Below are 17,580 nucleotides of genomic sequence, written 5' to 3'. Positions count from 1 at the left end.
TTGGTTTGGCAGACCTACAACAGTTACAGCTGCTTAAATCGGACTACTATGGTGGATGCGAGCATGTCTCCTAAGCGCTTCCGTGAACCAAAGAAGATAAATATCCAGTCAAAAATGCTCAGAATAGGCGTAGTGATGTTTCGCATGAAGGATTGATATAGATTGCAATTAAGGTGGCTGCGCTCGTCAATTACTGACATCCCCAACAGTTTTTTACCCACGCTTTGACCGTTGGGCATTGCGTCGGAGAACAGGTAATACGCCGCAGCAGAGCCGAACGCTAAGATCGCGACCACATCTGGAGAAAAACCAAGAAACTCAGCCGCGCGCCCGACGAAAAATAGCATAAAGACACTAATTAACGAGTCAATCCACTGCCCTCCAAGCCGACGCCCCAGTCCGGCTAGGTTGTCTGGCTTTCGGTACTCATTTTGAATGGTGCTCACTTCCATGCGTTTCCGCTCCAATGGTATCTGATTTCAATATTCACAGATGCAAAAGCCCAGTGCGAGGCCGGGCAATTGCTCACTTGCCTGGTACATCTATCATTTCAACCGCACCACCCGACCAGTGCTCAAAGGTTCTATAGTTGGTCTATTAACCCCCCCTAAAGGTTCATTCAGATTTGTCTTCGTTTCTTTGACACCTTTGCAGCTCTTCCGCAAGCATCTTGGAGAGCTTGCGGTCCTCTCTGCTCCAACTTTCAAGTTGTTGTTTCGCCAGAATGAGCTCGTCGTCAATCGCATATTTGAGAAGCGCACGTAGTGCATCCTGAGAAAAAGGGAACTCCTCTACCCCGTAAGCCGTTTTTACAATCAGAGTGGCGCCACGTGAGGATATTGAGTTCAGCTCATCGAAAAACTTTTGGTTTAGCCCCACGCCATGAACTGCCGGCCGCTCGCCCTTAGCCTCTAAGGCGCCCACGATCGGGTCAACGATGCTTCTACCCAACATGTAGAAATTGACATCTTTCAGCGATAAAAGGCTCATCACCTCGCCTCGATCAAGACGTTGCGGGTAGACAGTGCTATGGGGGCAATGATGAGACAAATCTATCCGCGCTCCCCCTCCGTTATAGGAGAGATGCGCGCTCAGGATGGTTGACGGCACCAGGCCGGTAGATACAAGTGCTACTGAAAGAGAGTTAGCCTCAAGCTCAAAGTCTTGCTGCGCTTTTACGCTGGGCTTCTCCCGCTCCTGCTGGCGTCGAACTTGCCACAGCGTGACAATAACAGCCAATAGGGTTCCAATACCTGAAACCCATCCACCTGCAGCACTCCAATCCCAAACGTACGTGACAGTAGACGCCGGATTCAAATTGATCCCAGCTGTAAGTCCGAGACTTGCACTCGTGACGCACGCAACCAGCAGAATCACTCCAAGCATCCAATTCATTGTTCCGCTCCCTTTAAAAAGGGAGCCTTATATCAGCAGATGGTAGGGAGCTCAACGATGACTTATCGAACGAGTTGAAGCCCGCGCATCACCAGGTGATCGGCGAACTGCGTCCTGCTTGGCGCGTATGGCGGCGGGCGCATTCGCAGGCCTGGCGTATCCCGGTTGAACCGCGTGCGCCGGCCATTCGGCTCATTGCAATGTGTCGGCTCCTGAATCTGGAAGCCCTGCTCTGCGGCGTAAAGCTCCACCGCCAGCCGTACCTGGCCCCACTCAAGCTCAAAGGGCACGAACGTCTCGGACAGCGTGAGGTATTGCCAGTAGGTGTCGGCGCTGATCGTGCCGGCCATCACGCCCTTAAGCAGCTCGGCGAGAACCTGGGCGTCAACTACAGGGGTCACAAACTCAGGATTCACCTTGAACTTGACCTGCTTGGGGTCGTAGCCCTTCCACTCGGCTGCGTACCGCAAGCCCTGCTCGACCGCCTCAGCCACCGTGATGACGATGCTGTGCAACGTGGCGTGCTGGTCGTTCTGGCGTGTTTTACGCGCCTCTCGTCAATATTCACCACCAGCGGCACCCGGCCGTGGGAAATTGCTTGGCGCACCATGCGGAAGAACAACTGCTTCAGGCCGAAGCCGTCGGCAGTGGCGTTGTCTTCCAGCCCTTTCAGGCCGGCAGGTAGTTCGATCTCAGGTATAAGCCGCGAGACCAGGCCCATCATTGAACGCAACGAGTCACGCACCCAATGCTCGTACTGAGCCCGGTTCGTGTAGTTCTCGTACAGGTACTTGTTGCCGGCGCCGTCGAGCTTTTCAGCCTCAACCATGCCGCTCGGTTTGGGCAGGTTGCGCTCGTTGCGCTTCACGGCGCACTCATCCGCCAGCGCGGAACGCTACCTGCTCGGCCTGGCCCAGGACTGTGCGGCCCTGCTTGGCGAAGCTCGACGATGCCCACATGACCCGGATGTCTGCATCCAGTAGATGGGCTTGGTCTTCGTTGTGGATGCTGCCGATGCCGATGAGGATCTCGGACTGGAGCCAGTTCCAAACCTCAGGCGCTGGTGTCAGGCGGATGCCGAACTCGGAGAGGTCGGACAGCTCAACCAGTGACGATGGAGGGAATGGCCTGTCCATGAAGCACCTTCAGCTTGAAATGGTGGCTGGTTGCCGGTATTGGTAAGGATCAACTCATCAGCAAGGAATGCTCCATGTCGAGCCGATACAGCGTCGTAAACGTGCCGCACTCTGAAATGTTCGCGCTTGAGCTTGGCCAATCCCCTCCAAGCAAGCCAATCCAACAGTCCTGTTTTCGAGTTGAAGATTCGCTCGCAGACGGCGACTACATTGGCGGTCCTTATCTCACTAAGGACGAAGCCATGGCGGCCTGCGACAAACTAAACAGGGCAAGCGAATGCTAAATCTTGATGGGTGGAACAGGAAAATACTGAGCCTGCAAAACGCTCTAGACACTGATGCTGACGGCAATGAAGTCTTTAAGGGCTTGAGCCGTGAAGAGTCGGAGCAATACGTCACACTTACAACGCAAGAACCCTCGGATTACTTCATTGACTTGGACCGTAAGCACAAGAGAGAGCTGACAGGCATCGAAGACCTATAGGACAAGTGCCGCGCTAATCTGCGGCAAGCCCCCCCCCTCGACACAACAAGGTTCGTTCCTTATGCCAATTGAAGAGTTTGCCGCAAAACAAAACTACGCCGTTTCGCCATCCCTACCTAAGCATCTCGACCACCAACCCATATATGCCATGCCGTACAAGCAGTTCGATGGCTGGCGCAACGGCGAGACCGACACTAGGTACCTTTCAATAGGGATTTCACAGTGGTGCGCTAATGAGGTTTCACTAAAGATCATGCGCTACAAGGATCAATGGTCCCGCCAGTCCGAAGAGCTACCGCTGCACAGGGTAATCGACTCGTCAATATTTCTGGCTAAGGTTCTCCTCGATCGTGATGAGCAAAGTGTCGAAATTGAGCGAAGCCTTTTCACCAATCAGCCCGAAGGATTTCGGATAGAGGAGGAACCAGTTGCAGATCAAGACAAAGACCAGTTCGACAAATTCTTGAGTGATCACGAAAAGGCCCTGAGAGGTCGATTCAATAAGCTTTATCAGATGCTCAACAGTCCAAGGCTCAAGGAAAACTCTGATCCCCTGATGTATTCAACTCAAAATGATGTGGGTTTGTGTGTGTGGGCGTGCCCGTGCAATTCGGCAACGATCAGCCCTTGAGGCAGCACGGCAGACCTGGCCGCGTCGATTGTCTTGGCGATGGAGCTATCCAGTTCGGCCAGGATGTTGTTGATGTCCCGGCTCAACGACAGCGCTTGTCGCGAGCGGGTTACGTTGCTCATCTGAGAACCTCGCGCCACGATTTGGCGCATTCGAAAACGTGGCGCGAATTACTGCTTCCGCCGGTCGATACCTTCAGGCGCCTTCGGGCACCTCATACACTGCTCGGAGTTCAGCGTCCGGCACAGCCAGACCTCCACACGCTGCCAGTACGTGACCATGAAGATGTGGCGGGCGCCGGCCAGGGCCAGGGAGACATACAACGTCAGACCCGCAGTGGTCGGGCCGAAGAAGATATTCTGACTGCGCACCGACACAACGAAACCAGTGATGGCGATCGTGGTGTAGATCAGCTTCCCAAGAATGCCGTCCCTCACCTTACCGCTCAGTACGCACCAGGTGGCCCACAGCGCGATAAGGCCGCAGGTGATGGAGTTGATCAGTTCAAGATTCATGGGTTGCCTCCCCCGAACCGCTGGCGGATGAGCGCCCAGAGGTCAGCGGCTTTGATGGCTCGGTTGATTGCTGCCAGGAGAGAACCGCCGAACGTGCCCAGGAGGAAACCAATCCCCGCGACGATCTTGGTCTCAGTGACATTCAGGTAGGCGCTGACCATGCTCGTCAGGTACAGCGAGCAGGCCACCCCCGTGATCAAGAACACCATCCAGGCGCACCAGTCGGACAAGTCATCCTTGTGCCACCCATTGGCAACAACAGCCCCAATCAGGCCCGCAATCAACAATTCGAACCTGTCGATCTTGTCGAGCAGGCGTTCTAGATACTCCATGCGCTCGACTCCGTGGGGCATGTTTGGGAATTGAATCGGCTCATACAGCACTCCCAGCTCGGAGCAATGGGTGTGGTGGAGCCGAAAACGAAAAGGCCCGCACGATGACGGGGCCTTTAATATTGCGCAGTTAAGCTGCGCGAAATTAAGCAAAAATACTTAAGTACCGTCACTCATATCAGTACGGCTTAATCGTTATTACTAATCGTTCCAAGCGTAAATCCGTCTACTGACGAAATTTTCCCGCGCCAAAGCGCACCTGGCTCGCCAGGAATTGGTGACGATGTACCCAAGTAAGTTCTAGCATTTTCAAGATGAAGGAACTGGAAGGGTGCGTCCTCCTCTGAAGACTCAGATTCGGGGGTCACATTGAAACCAAGAATTATGTCTTGGATGGCATCTGCATTGTGATCACCTTTTTCCCGGAAGGGAGCCGAAAAGCTTTCGGCAAGCCTCTCAAAATACACTGCGTGGGGGATCAGTTTGCCCGATATTACTGATCCACCAACTGATAAAGTGACGCCAATGCTTAATGATGCTTGATTAGAGCTTCTTACGAGCCACTGCAATAGCCAATCAGTCTGGCGCCCTTCCCATTGTGTTTTTGTGAAAGCTTTATCGTTGAGTAAATCCAATTCCTCTACGACAGTTTTGGTCTGATCTTGAGATTCTTGCATTAGAGACTCCATCCGGCTGGAAACTGAGTCTCATCTATACATCAACTTGGCACCCACAAAAAAGCCCAGCGTGTGTGCCGGGCTTTAAGTATAGATTCCTAACGCGCAAGATCGACAGGATGAATAAATAATCTCTCATTTTCTCATTCGTTGCAAAGGCTTTTCGCTAAGCGGCACAACTTTCGATTAAACCTTGCGCATCAAGTAGTTCCTGAGCGGCAGTTAGCGCCTCGTTCACCCGGTCGTCGAGCGCCTTGCGGATAGTTGAGCGCCACCGGTACCGGGTCGATTCTGGCTTGCCGTCATTGTCCCAATTGGTGATGTCGTACCATGCCGCTGGCAGCACCGCGGCGGAACGCTTGCCATCGGCGCCGGCAACCTGAGGAATGGCCCAGGTCAGCACGGCGCATTCCCTAAAGCGCTTCGGCGCTGGTGTCTTCACCGAATTCAGAAGTTCCATAATGGCGCCGTGCTTGCGCTCTTCATGAGTGGAGTACTTAGCCACTAACGCGCGCCAGTGCGCCGGAGTGAGCGCTTTGTGCAGCCGGCCGAAGACCCAGCAATCCTGAAGCAGCGCAGCCTCCTTGCCGACGATCTCCCCCTTCTGCTTGGCACATGCTCTGGCGAACGCCGTGAGCGAGGAGCGCGATAGCGCGTTACAACGTTGCGCCGACGACCGCTTTGCAATTGTGCACCTGCAAGGCGAGCTGCTCCGCGCCGACCCGGTTCGCCGGGATGGCGAACGCACTGGGCCAAGGACCGCGCCGCCCCGATCAACGCGCGCGTGGAGAACGTCGCCCACAACCCTTCTTCCGGGCGATCTGGCCACATCGGGCAATCACGCCTATCGACAACGGGTTTGAGTGGGTAGATGAAAGCGGCCCCGAGAAGCAGCCCTCCCTAGCCCGCAAAAACTCTATTCGCCAGCTCTAAATCACTGTCGATTTCTCGGTGGAGACGTCGATTTAGTCAGCTTACGATAGCGCGATCTGCATCTGTCTTCTCTCACCGGGGTACCACTGAATGACGCCACTAAGTGCGGTTTTCCGCAACCTTCACCAAGATAATGTGTTGGTACTCGCCAACGTGAGCGATGCCGGCAGCGCACGTATTGTCGAGAGCGTAGGAAGTAAGGCAGTCGCGACCAGCAGCGCCGCCGTTGCTTGGGCGCATGGATACCAGGATGGCAATCAACTTCCCCTGAAACTGCTGACTACTACAGTTGAGTCAATGGTTCGAGTGCTCACAGTCCCCCTCACGGTCGATGTCGAAGGGGGCTATTCCGACGACCTTGAGTCGGTTGCTAAAGTTATTGACTGCGTCGTCAGGGCTGGAGCCGTTGGAATCAACATTGAGGACGGAACAGGCAGCACCGATCTGATTTTGCGAAAAATCGAAGTGGCAAAGAACGTAGCCAACAAGCATGGAGTCGACCTGTTCGTGAACGTACGAACTGACGTTTATCTGAGATGTTTGGTAGAACCCGCGCGACAATTGGCAGAGACCCTCTTGCGTGCATCACTGTTTGAGCAAGCAGGTGCAGACGGCATTTTTGCAGCTGGAATGGTTGAGGAAAACGCCATTGCTACACTGTGCGAGGCAACGCGGCTACCCGTCAACCTCCTTGCCTGGAACGGGCAACCTGGCATGGATGAATTGACGAGTCTAGGCGTCAAACGGCTGAGCGCCGGTTCCAGCATTGCTGAATTCTTATACGGCGCCAACAAGGCGATAGCCAAGAGCTTCTTGCGAACGGGAAAGCTTTTCGAGTATCCATTGGACGCATATACCTACAGCGACCTGAATAGCCTTATGACCGCAAAAAAACACCTCAGCGAAAAGTAATCTTCGCTCTATTAATCTGTGATCCGCATGAAAATCGCCGCAGTTGCGCGCACCGCTAAAGCGATTTTCACACCCATTCGAGGACGAGGCTACGGTCTATGAGATCTTACAATCACGCTCTCCCGCCCAGAAGCGAGATGGTGAATGCGATGCTATGCAGCGACACCGCCTATGAGGGCGTTTTTTTCACTGCTGTCAAAACTACAGGTATTTTTTGCCGCCCTACGTGTGGTGCGCGTAAGCCAAAGCCCGAGAATGTAGAGTTTTTTTCGCAGGCAAACGAAGCGATGGCAGCAGGTTATCGGCCTTGCTTACGATGCAAGCCATTGGACCTCGCGGCTTGCGCGCCAGATTGGGTCAAGGGGCTACTGGCCTCTGTATCCGCATCACCTGACGCTCGCTGGAGTGATGCCGAACTAACGACGCGTGGTATCGATCCGTTACGCTTACGCAGGTGGTTCAAACAAAATTTTGGCATGACTTTTCATGCATGGATGCGTTCTAGAAGGCTCGGTGTCGCCCTAGGTCGGATTTCCTCGGGCGAAACGCTGGATAACACAGCATTTGACTCAGGATACGAGTCATTGAGTGGTTTTAGAGATGCTTTCAAAAAAACATTTCAAATGCCCCCCGGCAAGGCAGCTGAAACGTCGCTCCTGCTTTATCGCCATCTGACGACACCGTTGGGCCCAATGATTGCCATGGCAGAGGAACGAGGTTTGGTACTCCTCGAATTTCTTGACCGCCCGGCCCTGACCGCTGAATTAAAAGAACTGCGTGGGCGTCATGGGTATTCAATTGCGCCTGGCGAGCATCCCTACATCAAGCAGATCGAAGTTCAACTAAAACTTTATTTTGATGGAAAGCTGAAAAGGTTTTCAGTACCGCTCCATATGCCAGGCAGCTCGTTTGACAGACGTGTGTGGGCAGAGCTTCTGAAAATCGACTATGGAACCGTTTCAACCTACGGTGCCATCGCCAGGGCCGTCGGTAAGCCAGGTGCAAGCCAAGCGGTGGGCAATGCAAATGGACACAATCGCTTATCTATTGTTGTGCCCTGTCACCGTGTCATAGCGACAAATGGTGCACTCGCCGGATATGGCGGAGGCCAGCCACGGAAAGAATTTTTACTGCGTTTGGAGAAGACTGCTTTGCAAATGACGCAACAGAACGAATTCCTGTTGAATTAGTTGCCAAGCCTGATAGGCGCAGACACAACAACTGATCCGCGCAGACTGGATCAAGCTCATGATCGCCGCCGCCCGTCTGCCGCTGCGCAGCGACCCAGCAAACAACCCGTTCGACCGCCCAAGCGCTCACGGCCGGATCAAGTTCTCGACCGGGTTGTTGGATGTCAACCAAGTACTGCGGCCCCTCTGTGAACACAGAAGCCGCACCCACTGCGGCTTCTGTTGGTGCTCAATCAGCGGCGCGGCGTCTGCAAGGCGTGGTAGCCGTAATCGGCACGGGCTTGGCGTAGCGGTACGCCCGCTTCGATAGCCGCACGAATATGCTCTTCGGCCTGGTGGATTTCTTCGGCCACGGCCAGCACCTGGCTCAGTGAACCGGCGGGAATCACCACCAGGCCATCACCATCGCCGCGCAACCAGTCATCCGGTTGTACCCTGACGCCGCCCAGCGTCACGGGCGCCTGGATGGCTTCGACACGCACGCGGTCCTTGCCGGTGCGCATCCAGTTGCCTCGGGAGAAGATCGGGTAGTCGAGTTCCAACGCACGGTCAACATCGCGGCAGATGCCGTCAATCACCGTGCCCGCCAGGTGTTTGCGCGAGGCGGTAGAGGTCAGCAAATCTCCCCACACGGTGGTGTCCTGCCGCCCCTGGTTGTCGATCACCACCACCTGGCCGGCTTCGAGGTCATCAATGTAATCGCCGACCGAGCCGCCGTCCTGGCCAATAGGGCCGTAGCGCAGGGTCCAGGCTTTGCCCGTGAGCTTGAACGTGCGGTCCAGGGGCATGATGTCGGTGCATTGGCAAACGATGCCGAGGCGGTCCATCGCATCGCTGAGGTCGGTACAGCTCAGGGCGTCGAGGCGGGTAAAAATAGAGGTTTGCATGATGAGGCCTTCCTTGTGTCCTGTGGGTTAACGCGCGGTGGTGGCGACACTGAATGCGTGGATCTTGTCGACGATCTGGCGTGATGCTGTCCGGATTGCCGTGGTGGTATTGCCGGCGATATGCGGCGTCAATTGCGCATTGGCAATTGTGGTCAATGGCGAGTCGAAGCGGTCTTTCTCCAGAGCAAAGGTATCGATGGCCACCGCTTTGATATGCCTGGGAAACTGGCGCATGAAGGCGGCCAACTGCTGCTCGTCGACGATCCCGCCGCGCGCGGTATTGATGAGGATGGATCCCTGGCGCATCTGGCGGAACTGGGCAGTGCCGAACAAGCCTCGGGTCTGCGGGGTGAGCGGTACGTGGAGCGAGACGATGTCCGCCTCGGCCAGTAACTGTTCAAGCCCTGCCCGTCGTTCAAGCCCAAGGCTGCGCGCCACCGGTTCGGTAAAACGCTCGGACCCGGTGGCGATCACCTTGATGCCCAGTGCCGCTGCCTTGTGCGCCACCTGCCGGGCGATGCTGCCGGTGCCTACCAGACCAAGCGTCAGTTCGGCGTATTCGGGGGCCGGTGCCAAGGTGCCTTTTGCCCAGTGGCCGTTGTGCGTTGCGGCGTTGTAGTCATCCAGGTCGCGCGACAGAAACAGCGCCTGGGCGACGACGTATTCGGCAACAGCGACCGCGTTGGAACCCGGCGTATTGAGTATCGCCACGTCCCACTGCTCGCACGCCAACCGATCAATATGATTGACCCCCGTGCCGGCCTGGGCAATGGCGCGCAGTGGGGTGGCCAGAGCGGACGAGGCGGCGGCGCGGATCAGGCCGGCGCCCAAGGGGATGTTCAGGCGCGTCTTGAACACGCTGTAGCCCCCTGCCCGACTTACGGCGGCAATAAAGGCCGGCTCGTCATGGCAGTTGATCTCGGCATAGTCAATGCGCGTGCCGTAGTGCTGCTGAATGTGCTCTTTGTCGGCGAAATAGTGCAGGTTGAGGGTGACGGCCAGGCCCAGTTCGAGAAAGCGATCGACTTCCTCAAACAGTAACGGCGGCCCGGGGGCATCCAGTATCAGGGTGGTCAATGCCATACAGTGGATCCTCTTGGGAGGGTAGCGCCTGCCGATACCCGGGTTGCCCCAGGCATCGGGGTTAACCATCGGGGTTGATCACCAGGTGAAATGGTGGGCACTTGTAGGATCGACCAGGCCTGCGTCGGTACTCACGGCCGCGAGGAACCCGCTGTAGAAATCATTCAGCGATGACGACTGGATGAACGCGGGATTGCTTTTGGCGTAGATCAGAAACAACCGGTAGATTCGCAGGTTCTTTTCCTTGCGGTAGACCTCGGCCTTGAGGCTGGGCCACAGGTTGAGCAGGCTGCCTTCCTTGATTTTCCACGGGTCCGCCGGCTCGGTGCCGGTGGTGGCTTTGTACACGAAGCGCTTACCTTCAATCACTTCCAGGTGCAGGCTGGCCAGCAACTGTTCGGCGGTGCCGACGGCTTCGGTCTTAAGGGCGTGCGCCAGCGCCTGGATGTGGGCCTTTTCCGGGATGCTGCCGGTCAGGGTCAGCCAGGCGCATTTGAGGTCGGTTCGTGCAATGGCGTAGGCCATGCCTTTGACGTAGGTGTGAAAGCTCTCATCCTCGTTGAAAGCCTTCGACAGCTGCGTTGCCGGCTCCTGCGCGAACTGCCCGACGCCGATCAGTTCGCTGTGCAACCCACCGGCCAGCAAGGCGCGGGTCCAGGGAATCGCACGAATGGCATCGGGACGCGACTCGAACACCTTGATGTTGAAGATCCGAGAAGGCGGCCGGGTGCCCTTGGCGGTGGCCCTGACCACATCGAATCGCGCCAGGTCGCGCAGCAGGGAAGGCAGCGCCGGGTGTTCGAAGAATGTCGCCTGGTAGCGTCGCACCACCTCCCCCCACCGTTGAATCCTGCCGGCAATGACCGCCTCGGACGGTTGCGGCAGGGGCTCGGCGTGCATCCGGTACAACTGGCTGAGAAAGTTGACGGACTGGTTGCGGCTCAGCAGATGCGCGCGCATCTCCGCGCAGCCGGCCAGCATGAACCGGGTTTCCGGGCCCTCCAGCGCGCCGAACTCCTGCAAGGTCTCGGCGATCACCCCGTTACAGCGTGCGTGTTCCCCGCCCATGATGACGTGGACGACCACCTCGATGCCGTAGCGGGCCGCAATCAGCTTGTGCTGGTTGGCAATCGCCATGTTCAGCTTGTGCATGGCCTTGCCGCCCTGCTTGCCGGTGTCACTGGGGCCGAACGTGATGTATTGGCGGTTGCCGCGCGTTGCCAGGTGCTGGCGGTACACCGGGTTTTCGTACACCTCATGCACCGTGGCCAGCGTGCGCTCGGCGCCTGCCAGGTCTTCGGGTTGCAGGGCGATGTCGATCCCGTCCCGCACCTGGGCCGCTTTCATCAGGAACAGCACCTCCAGCGCGCTGAGGGCCGAGGTGTACTCGGCGATCCCGTGGATTTTCATGCGGTCGCGATAACGGTCGATCATTTCAAACCGCTCCACCGCGTTGCGCGCATCGTGCATGCGGATATAGCTCGGGTCCTGCTCCATCAGCGCAATGTAATCCTGGCCGGCGTATTGCTCGATTTTGCGGGTGTAAAGCGGCGTGGTGCGTTGCAGATACGCTTGCCACAAGGCAGCGGGCGTCTGGGCCGTTCCGCCGTCCAGTGCGACCTCAAGCGCGGCCTGACGCGCACGCTCATCCAGTTCGTGATAGTGCCGGCCCTGACCCAGGCCAATGGTTTCCAGCCACTGGCTGGACAGAATCTCATCGACCACGCTGCTGAACATCTCGGCGTTTTCACGAAACTCGATATCCAGATAGTGAAAGCCAAACGCATGCACCCGCAGCAGCAGACGGTCGATGGCGGCCGGCTGGGTAAAACGGATGCTGCTCAGTGCATCGATCAGTTCGGCCGGTTGCTCGAAATGCTCGGGATGATCCGCGCCAAGGCGTGCACGAATCTCTTCAAGGCGATGCCGTGCACCGCCGTCCTTGATCAGGCCGTCGATATCAGCGATGTAGCGATTGCGCAGCGCCGTTTCCAGCGCCAGCACCAGGGTTTCGGTGTGCTGGTTGGTGTCATAGGGGCGGCCATCCTTGTCGCCGTATAACCAGGTGAACAACGTCAGCCATTTTGCCTGCGGCGCCAGGCCCAGGGCGTGATGCACGTCGGGCAACGCGTCATACACACTGTCGGCGTAAAAAAGCTGTGACTCGATATCGGTGCCATTGCTGCCCGACCACACGGCGTTGTACAGCTCCAGCAGGATCTGCGAAGTAACTTGAGGCTTTTTGAGGCCACGGTCCTCGATGTGCTGTGCCAGTTTCTGCAAGACCAGCACAACGGAATGCTTGAGCTGGTCGGTCTCTTTGCACAGCACGCCCAGGCTGATATTTACCCCCGACGGCGCTGCGATCAACTGCGGATCGAGCGTGAGCAACTGACGAGGCAGGCTGGCTTGTGAAGCAATCTGGGTCGCCACACTCCTGACCGACACTTCGAACAGCAGTTGCTTGATCAGCAACAACTTCCAGAACGCCTCGACGTCTTTGCTGGAGCGCGATTCAAAGAACGCCTTGCCCAGGGCAGCGGCCAATTTCGAATCTGCCTTGTCCAGATACGCCAGCGTATCGATTTCAGCGTAGATCCTCAGGCAGGCGCGGGTGTGCGGGGTTTGGGAGGCATCATCCGTGTTGGCCTTGAGTGCGTGCTCCAGTGCTCGCCATAGAACGTCGTGCAGCAACGCGGGGTTGGTATGGCCGATTGAGGGGCGAGTTGATGCATTTTCCAGTATGGAGTTGATCACATGATTCATGGGTTCAAGCCTCGATAATTGTCAAATCCCTTGTTTGCAGTGCGCCGGACAGACACACGCAAAATCATCAATGTCCCAGGCTCAACCCACAGCGTCGCAACGAACGGAACTCACCTGTTCGCCGACAGAAAGCCCCCTTGTCGGTACCGAAAAACGGCAGAAAATTGAAACAATTTGTTACATCCGTCAGCAATAAAACATGGCTTGGATTTCTCCACAAAAGACCTTTTTGGAATAGCCAACTTGAAAATAAAGATAGGAAGCTAATAAAAATCACGGCACTGAAGTCCGGTTAACTGCCTGCATATTTTCTAACGTGCTGATTATTTGGCATTAATCTGCAGTCACGAAAACCGGCTGAGCCGAGGGGGATATCGAGTAGGAATCACCTGCGGGCGCAACCTAAATAATTCTTCATGAACACCATTTCCTACTCAGGGAGCAGACATCCTTGCTGCCTGCAAACGAAAAACCCGGCGCTTGGCCGGGTTTTGTCAGTTCATGCTGTGCGACGAACTACTTCGCACCGCCATTGTTACGGTCGGTCTGGGCGTCCTGATCCGATCCGGGATTGCCAGGCGGTGGGTTCCAATCTTCCGGCTTCTCGCCTGTGCCTTGCTTGGGCTCGGACTCAGCCTGGTCCAGGCCTGACGCGTGACCTTCGCCCAGGTCGGGCACTTGCTTTTGCGGTCCGGGATAGGGCGCTGCGGGACCGTTATTGTCATCGACCATAAATCACCTCTATTGCAGTAGCGCGCGGTTGCGCACAGGGCTGAGTGGGCTGTTCAGACAGAACGTGCGAGTGCCTTTCAGCACGCGCCCGGCGGGATACCGTCCTTGTTGAAATCCTTGAGTCGCTCACGCTCCTCTTCGGTGGAGTGCGCCGGCGTTTGCTCTTCGGGTTGCTTGCGCTTTTCTTCGGTCATGGCTGATTCCTCCAGGTTGTAGAGTTTCGGCACGCTGCGGTGCGGGCAGTTCAAAATGAATGGTCGCGCAGGCCGCGACCTTGTGGCTGCGACGCTGCGCGCACACAAAAAAGGCGCTCCGAAGAGCGCCTTTCTACCGCCGATTGCCTTACTGCACACTGACCTGACGCAGCTCGGGCTTGGCCTCGCCACCGATCATGATGCGCTTGGGTTTGGCCTCTTCAGGCACCTCGCGCAGCAGGTCGATGCTCAGCAGCCCGTTGTTCAAGGCCGCGCCGCGCACTTCGATGTGGTCCGCCAGGCGGAACGACAACCGGAAAGCGCGCTGGGCGATGCCCTGGTGCAGGTAAGCGACCTTCTCGTCGGTTTCGCGTTTGCCGCCGGAAACCGTCAATACGCCTCTTTCGACCTGGATATCCAGATCCTCCTCGGTCAGGCCAGCCACTGCGATGACAATCCGGTAGGCGTCATCACCGTGCTTTTCCACGTTGTGAGGTGGATAGGAATTCGGAGCCTCGCTGCGCAGCGCCGACTCGAACAGGTCGTTGAAGCGATCAAAGCCCACCGATTGACGGAACAGTGGGGCCAACGAAAGGGTAGTAGCCATTTTAAAATCTCCTGAGTTTCTCCAAGTGATTTAGGACGCGACCCGCATTCGGCATCGCGTGATCAAAAATTTATGGACGCTCAAAGGGATTTCAAGGGGGCGAAAAAAAATTTTCTTGGCTGATATCGCTATCGCAGGAACGGCGGGGCTCGCGCTTGTGCTCTAATCTCAACACAGGCGTGCTTTACCCCGTGAGCGCCTGAGACAGCCCTTGAGGTACAAGAAAAATGAAAATGACTTTAGCAGCCCTGGCATTGGGCATCCTGATCTCCCAAGGCGCCTCGGCCGCCGGAGATGGCACCGCTGCTCTGGGCGGCGGGGTCGGCGGCGTACTGGGCAATGTCGTGGGTGGGCAGCTCGGTGGCTCCACCGGTGCGGCCATCGGCGCTGGCGTAGGGGGTGCGACCGGCGGCGCGGTGGGCGCGCGCAAAGGCAATCGAGCGGAAGCGGCACTGGGCGGCGGAGTTGGCGCTGCGGGTGGTTCAGTGATCGGCAATCACCTGGGCGGCAGCACCGGTTCGGCCATCGGCGCAGGCTTGGGCGGTGCCGCCGGTGGCGCGGTGGGCAACAACCTGGGGGATGACGGCGGGAAACACAAAGGCAACAAGCATAAGCACAAGAACAAGCACCGCTGATCCTCTGACGCTGTCCCGACAGCACACACGCCGGGTTGAACGACCTTGAAAGGTCCTTCAACCCGGCGTGTAAGAGACTGTCACTCCCGTTACATCGGCGTACTGCTCACCACCCGCAAGGCCAGTCCTTCATAGGCATCCAGCGTAATGGTGAACGTGCCCTCCTCCGTCAGATCCCCTTCCACACGCTCATTGATGATGTCCACCACCGGCCCCGGTGCGATGTTGGGCAAGTGCAGGGATTCGGTGATCGGCGTGGCGCCGAAGTTCAGCGCAGTGATCTGCGTGCCCTTGCCTGCCGGCAATTCGTGCACCATGACCAGCAGGCCCGGGTGCTCGACATCCGGAATCAGGATCTGGCGACTGGCAGCAATGTCGTAGGCGCGGCGCACGCCGAGGATCTTCTGCAACTGTGAGGCGAATGAATCCGGGTCCTGCAATTGGCTGTTCAAGCTGCCGTACAGGCTTCTGGAGCGCGGCATCTGCCCGGCCGACAATTCGGCGTCGGGGTTGAGGTCGACCAAGTCGTAGGCGCCGCGATGAATCCAGCGCGTGTCGCCATCGGCCATCAAATGCCCGACCTCTTCGGCCGCCAATGGCAAGGCGCCCACCAGGTCCCAACCGGACAGCGCAAACACCCCTGGCTGCATGGCGTTGTACATCACCAGCAGCAAATGGATCTGGCGAATCTGCTGCACGTCGGCCGCGGTGATCGCGTCCAGGTCGCGAATGCCGAGGGCTGCGGTGATGATGCTGGCGGTGGTGCAGGACACGCCATTGGTGACGAACTTGAGGTTATACGGCGCGTGCTCGCCGGTCAGGCGTTCGTACATCTGCTCGCGGATATGCTCGCGCAGGATATTGCCGGGAAAGGTCTGGCCCTGGAACAGAAAGGTGTCATGGGCATGCAGGGTCCAGAAGTGCACCAGTTCCAGGGTCAGTTCATCGTGGTTTTGCAGCGCGTGGATCAGCGAACCAGGGTCGATGCCGAGGCTGTGCATCTGGCGCAGCATCAGGCGCAGGAATTCGGCGTCGCCCATCAGCAACGCATGCTGGTAGGCCGGCCGGGTGATGAAGTCATAGGACAGGTCGGCGCCGCCGTGGGACATTGAGGCGATATCGTCGACGGTCAGGTTGAGTTCCTGGAAGCTGAAACCACCGGCCTTGCGAATCGCGCCGCCCAGCAGCTGGTTGCCGGTGATCGACAGCGGATGGCTTTCCGACCAGGCGCTGCCGTCGAGCTTGCGTTCCACGCCGAGAAAGCCATTGGCGTCCAGGCGCAGGATCTTGGCGCCCATTACATCGATGGCGTGCAGCGCGTCGCCGATGATCATCTGCTGGGCGGCGAATGACGGATCGAGCCAGTTCAGCGACGGCTGCCCTTCCTTGAAGTAATGCAGGTACACCCAGCGTCGCGGCTTGCCGTCGACCCCCATCACCACGGGCGTGGCGCTCCAGTCGGTTTCCTTGACGCCGGGCTCGAAGAAAATCACCCGTTGCAATTGGCCGACGATGTAGTGCTTGTCGCGCAGTGCATCCACCTGCGGCGGGCTGAGGTTCTGCGCATCGCGGCCCTCAGCGACGTCCGGCAGCAGCGACCAGTCTTCTTCACGGATTTCGACCATGTGGTACAGGCCCGGATAGTCTTCATAGGCCATTTCCGCCAGACGAAAATCCGCACCCTTGCCGGTGTGGGACGGGATCACGTCGTCGATGATCACCGCATTGTGCGCGGCGGCCATGCGTGTCAGCGCCTGCAACTGCGCCTCGGTGCCCAGTTGCGGGTCGATGTCGAAGCTGATGCGGTCGAAGTTGCCGTCGATGGTCGGCGTATGTTGAGTGCCGGACAAACCGCCGGACTTTTTCAGCGGCCCGTTGTGAATGCCCTGGATGCCGATTTTCGACAATGCATGCCATAGGCTTTCGTCGCCCAGCGCCTCCAGCACCGTGCCGTCTTCGCGGGTCACGATCGACGCCGGATACGCCGTGAACCATACCGATGACAAGGCTGAAGCGTCACGCGGGCGGGTGTGTGCGAAGGGTTGCTGCCACATCCGTCCCTGCCCCGAATAGAGCTTGGCGCGCTGGCGCGCCGCGTTCAGCATGGACTGTTGCACCAGCCAATTCACATGATCGTTGTCCGCCGCCGTCATAAGCCTGATACCTGTGGTCGTTGAAGGTGATTCGTAAGCATAGGAGCGACGGCGGGGGCAATTCGTTGCATCGGGATACAGATCCATAGCCAAATGTGGGAGGGGGCTTGCCCCCCGATGGCGGCCGCCCAGCCGACAGCTACCCAACTGACACGCGTCGGCCCAATGTGGGAGGGGGCTTGCCCCCGATGGCGGCTTCCGGGCCGACCAGGATGCTGGATCAGATTGAGTACATATCCGTTTCTGCGGTCACGGCCACTATGGGTTCCGCTTTTACAGCGGGTCACTTTTGGAAAAGAGCCCCAAAAGTAACCAAAA

The 17,580-nt window shown here is 57.5% G+C and carries 19 protein-coding genes and 1 pseudogene; 5 read left to right on the top strand and 15 right to left on the bottom strand.

Translation table 11 applies throughout. The annotated features are described in order from the left end of the window. Positions 1–23: 23 nt before the first annotated feature. The 5 genes and pseudogenes from CIB54_RS22800 to CIB54_RS22785 form a co-directional block, all read right to left on the bottom strand. Positions 24–452, bottom strand: coding sequence for an RDD family protein (locus CIB54_RS22800; RefSeq protein WP_065952664.1), 429 nt, complete (start codon positions 450–452; stop codon positions 24–26). 163 nt (positions 453–615) lie between these two features. Then, entirely contained in the window at positions 616–1,395 is a 780-nt protein-coding gene (locus tag CIB54_RS22795; RefSeq protein ID WP_101221038.1) for a hypothetical protein, read from the bottom strand. A gap of 62 nt (positions 1,396–1,457) precedes the next feature. Continuing rightward, complete coding sequence (locus CIB54_RS27500) at positions 1,458–1,796, bottom strand: hypothetical protein (RefSeq protein WP_232790599.1); 339 nt, start codon at positions 1,794–1,796, stop codon at positions 1,458–1,460. Between the two features lie 11 nt (positions 1,797–1,807). Continuing rightward, positions 1,808–2,263 carry a hypothetical protein gene (locus tag CIB54_RS27495; RefSeq protein ID WP_232790598.1) on the bottom strand — a complete coding sequence of 152 codons (456 nt, stop codon included), beginning with the start codon at positions 2,261–2,263 and terminating at the stop codon, positions 1,808–1,810. Between the two features lie 10 nt (positions 2,264–2,273). Then, positions 2,274–2,531, bottom strand: a pseudogene (locus CIB54_RS22785) (hypothetical protein); the annotation flags it as partial. Between the two features lie 14 nt (positions 2,532–2,545). Between CIB54_RS22785 and CIB54_RS27740 the strand changes: the two are divergent. Continuing rightward, on the top strand, positions 2,546–2,815 hold the full coding sequence (locus CIB54_RS27740; RefSeq protein ID WP_232790597.1) for a hypothetical protein: 270 nt from the start codon (positions 2,546–2,548) through the stop codon (positions 2,813–2,815). 261 nt (positions 2,816–3,076) lie between these two features. Continuing rightward, positions 3,077–3,646 (top strand): DUF6530 family protein, encoded by a 570-nt coding sequence (locus CIB54_RS27410; RefSeq protein WP_157829750.1) that lies wholly within the window; start codon positions 3,077–3,079, stop codon positions 3,644–3,646. Between the two features lie 170 nt (positions 3,647–3,816). On the opposite strand, the gene CIB54_RS22770 is transcribed toward CIB54_RS27410, so the two are convergent. From CIB54_RS22770 to CIB54_RS22755, 4 genes are all read right to left on the bottom strand, one after another. Continuing rightward, a complete protein-coding gene (locus CIB54_RS22770; protein ID WP_065952658.1) occupies positions 3,817–4,161 on the bottom strand; it encodes a hypothetical protein in 345 nt (114 codons plus the stop codon). Beyond that, positions 4,158–4,493, bottom strand: a complete 336-nt coding sequence (locus CIB54_RS22765) for an MFS transporter (RefSeq protein ID WP_101221036.1) — start codon at positions 4,491–4,493, stop codon at positions 4,158–4,160. Before CIB54_RS22765 ends, CIB54_RS22770 begins: the two co-directional genes overlap by 4 nt. Before the next feature lie 188 nt (positions 4,494–4,681). Next, on the bottom strand, positions 4,682–5,170 hold the full coding sequence (gene gvpU, locus CIB54_RS22760) for a gas vesicle accessory protein GvpU (protein WP_083218036.1): 489 nt from the start codon (positions 5,168–5,170) through the stop codon (positions 4,682–4,684). 166 nt (positions 5,171–5,336) lie between these two features. Beyond that, positions 5,337–5,858, bottom strand: a complete 522-nt coding sequence (locus CIB54_RS22755) for a hypothetical protein (protein WP_420094168.1) — start codon at positions 5,856–5,858, stop codon at positions 5,337–5,339. Positions 5,859–6,193: 335 nt separating this feature from the next. On the opposite strand from CIB54_RS22755, the gene CIB54_RS22745 reads away from it, so the two are divergent. Together CIB54_RS22745 and CIB54_RS22740 are read left to right on the top strand one after the other, a co-directional pair. After that, positions 6,194–7,015, top strand: coding sequence for an isocitrate lyase/PEP mutase family protein (locus CIB54_RS22745; protein ID WP_065952656.1), 822 nt, complete (start codon positions 6,194–6,196; stop codon positions 7,013–7,015). A gap of 98 nt (positions 7,016–7,113) precedes the next feature. Continuing rightward, positions 7,114–8,205, top strand: a complete 1,092-nt coding sequence (locus tag CIB54_RS22740) for a bifunctional transcriptional activator/DNA repair enzyme AdaA (protein ID WP_101221035.1) — start codon at positions 7,114–7,116, stop codon at positions 8,203–8,205. A gap of 233 nt (positions 8,206–8,438) precedes the next feature. Here the strand turns inward: CIB54_RS22740 and CIB54_RS22735 are convergent, their stop codons facing one another. The 5 genes from CIB54_RS22735 to CIB54_RS22715 all read right to left on the bottom strand — a co-directional run bounded on the left by CIB54_RS22735 (position 8,439) and on the right by CIB54_RS22715 (position 14,474). After that, entirely contained in the window at positions 8,439–9,092 is a 654-nt protein-coding gene (locus CIB54_RS22735; protein ID WP_065952654.1) for an RraA family protein, read from the bottom strand. Positions 9,093–9,119: 27 nt separating this feature from the next. Continuing rightward, positions 9,120–10,175 carry an NAD(P)-dependent oxidoreductase gene (locus CIB54_RS22730; protein WP_101221034.1) on the bottom strand — a complete coding sequence of 352 codons (1,056 nt, stop codon included), beginning with the start codon at positions 10,173–10,175 and terminating at the stop codon, positions 9,120–9,122. 78 nt (positions 10,176–10,253) lie between these two features. Then, the gene (locus CIB54_RS22725; RefSeq protein ID WP_101221033.1) at positions 10,254–12,941 is read right to left on the bottom strand and encodes a phosphoenolpyruvate carboxylase; all 2,688 of its coding nucleotides are present in this window, start codon (positions 12,939–12,941) and stop codon (positions 10,254–10,256) included. Between the two features lie 516 nt (positions 12,942–13,457). Next, positions 13,458–13,673 (bottom strand): hypothetical protein, encoded by a 216-nt coding sequence (locus CIB54_RS22720; protein WP_065952651.1) that lies wholly within the window; start codon positions 13,671–13,673, stop codon positions 13,458–13,460. Between the two features lie 342 nt (positions 13,674–14,015). Then, positions 14,016–14,474, bottom strand: a complete 459-nt coding sequence (locus CIB54_RS22715; RefSeq protein WP_065952650.1) for an Hsp20 family protein — start codon at positions 14,472–14,474, stop codon at positions 14,016–14,018. 227 nt (positions 14,475–14,701) lie between these two features. Between CIB54_RS22715 and CIB54_RS22710 the strand changes: the two genes are divergently transcribed. Further along, positions 14,702–15,109 (top strand): hypothetical protein, encoded by a 408-nt coding sequence (locus CIB54_RS22710; RefSeq protein ID WP_101221032.1) that lies wholly within the window; start codon positions 14,702–14,704, stop codon positions 15,107–15,109. A gap of 89 nt (positions 15,110–15,198) precedes the next feature. On the opposite strand, the gene treS is transcribed toward CIB54_RS22710, so the two are convergent. After that, a complete protein-coding gene (gene treS, locus CIB54_RS22705) occupies positions 15,199–17,262 on the bottom strand; it encodes a maltose alpha-D-glucosyltransferase (protein WP_101221031.1) in 2,064 nt (687 codons plus the stop codon). Positions 17,263–17,580 lie beyond the last annotated feature (318 nt).

The organism is Pseudomonas fluorescens, assembly GCF_002837185.1.
Classification (GTDB): domain Bacteria; phylum Pseudomonadota; class Gammaproteobacteria; order Pseudomonadales; family Pseudomonadaceae; genus Aquipseudomonas; species Aquipseudomonas fluorescens_AM.
The sequence above is the reverse complement of the archived record's forward strand: the minus strand, read 5'-3'. Positions and strand labels throughout refer to the sequence as shown.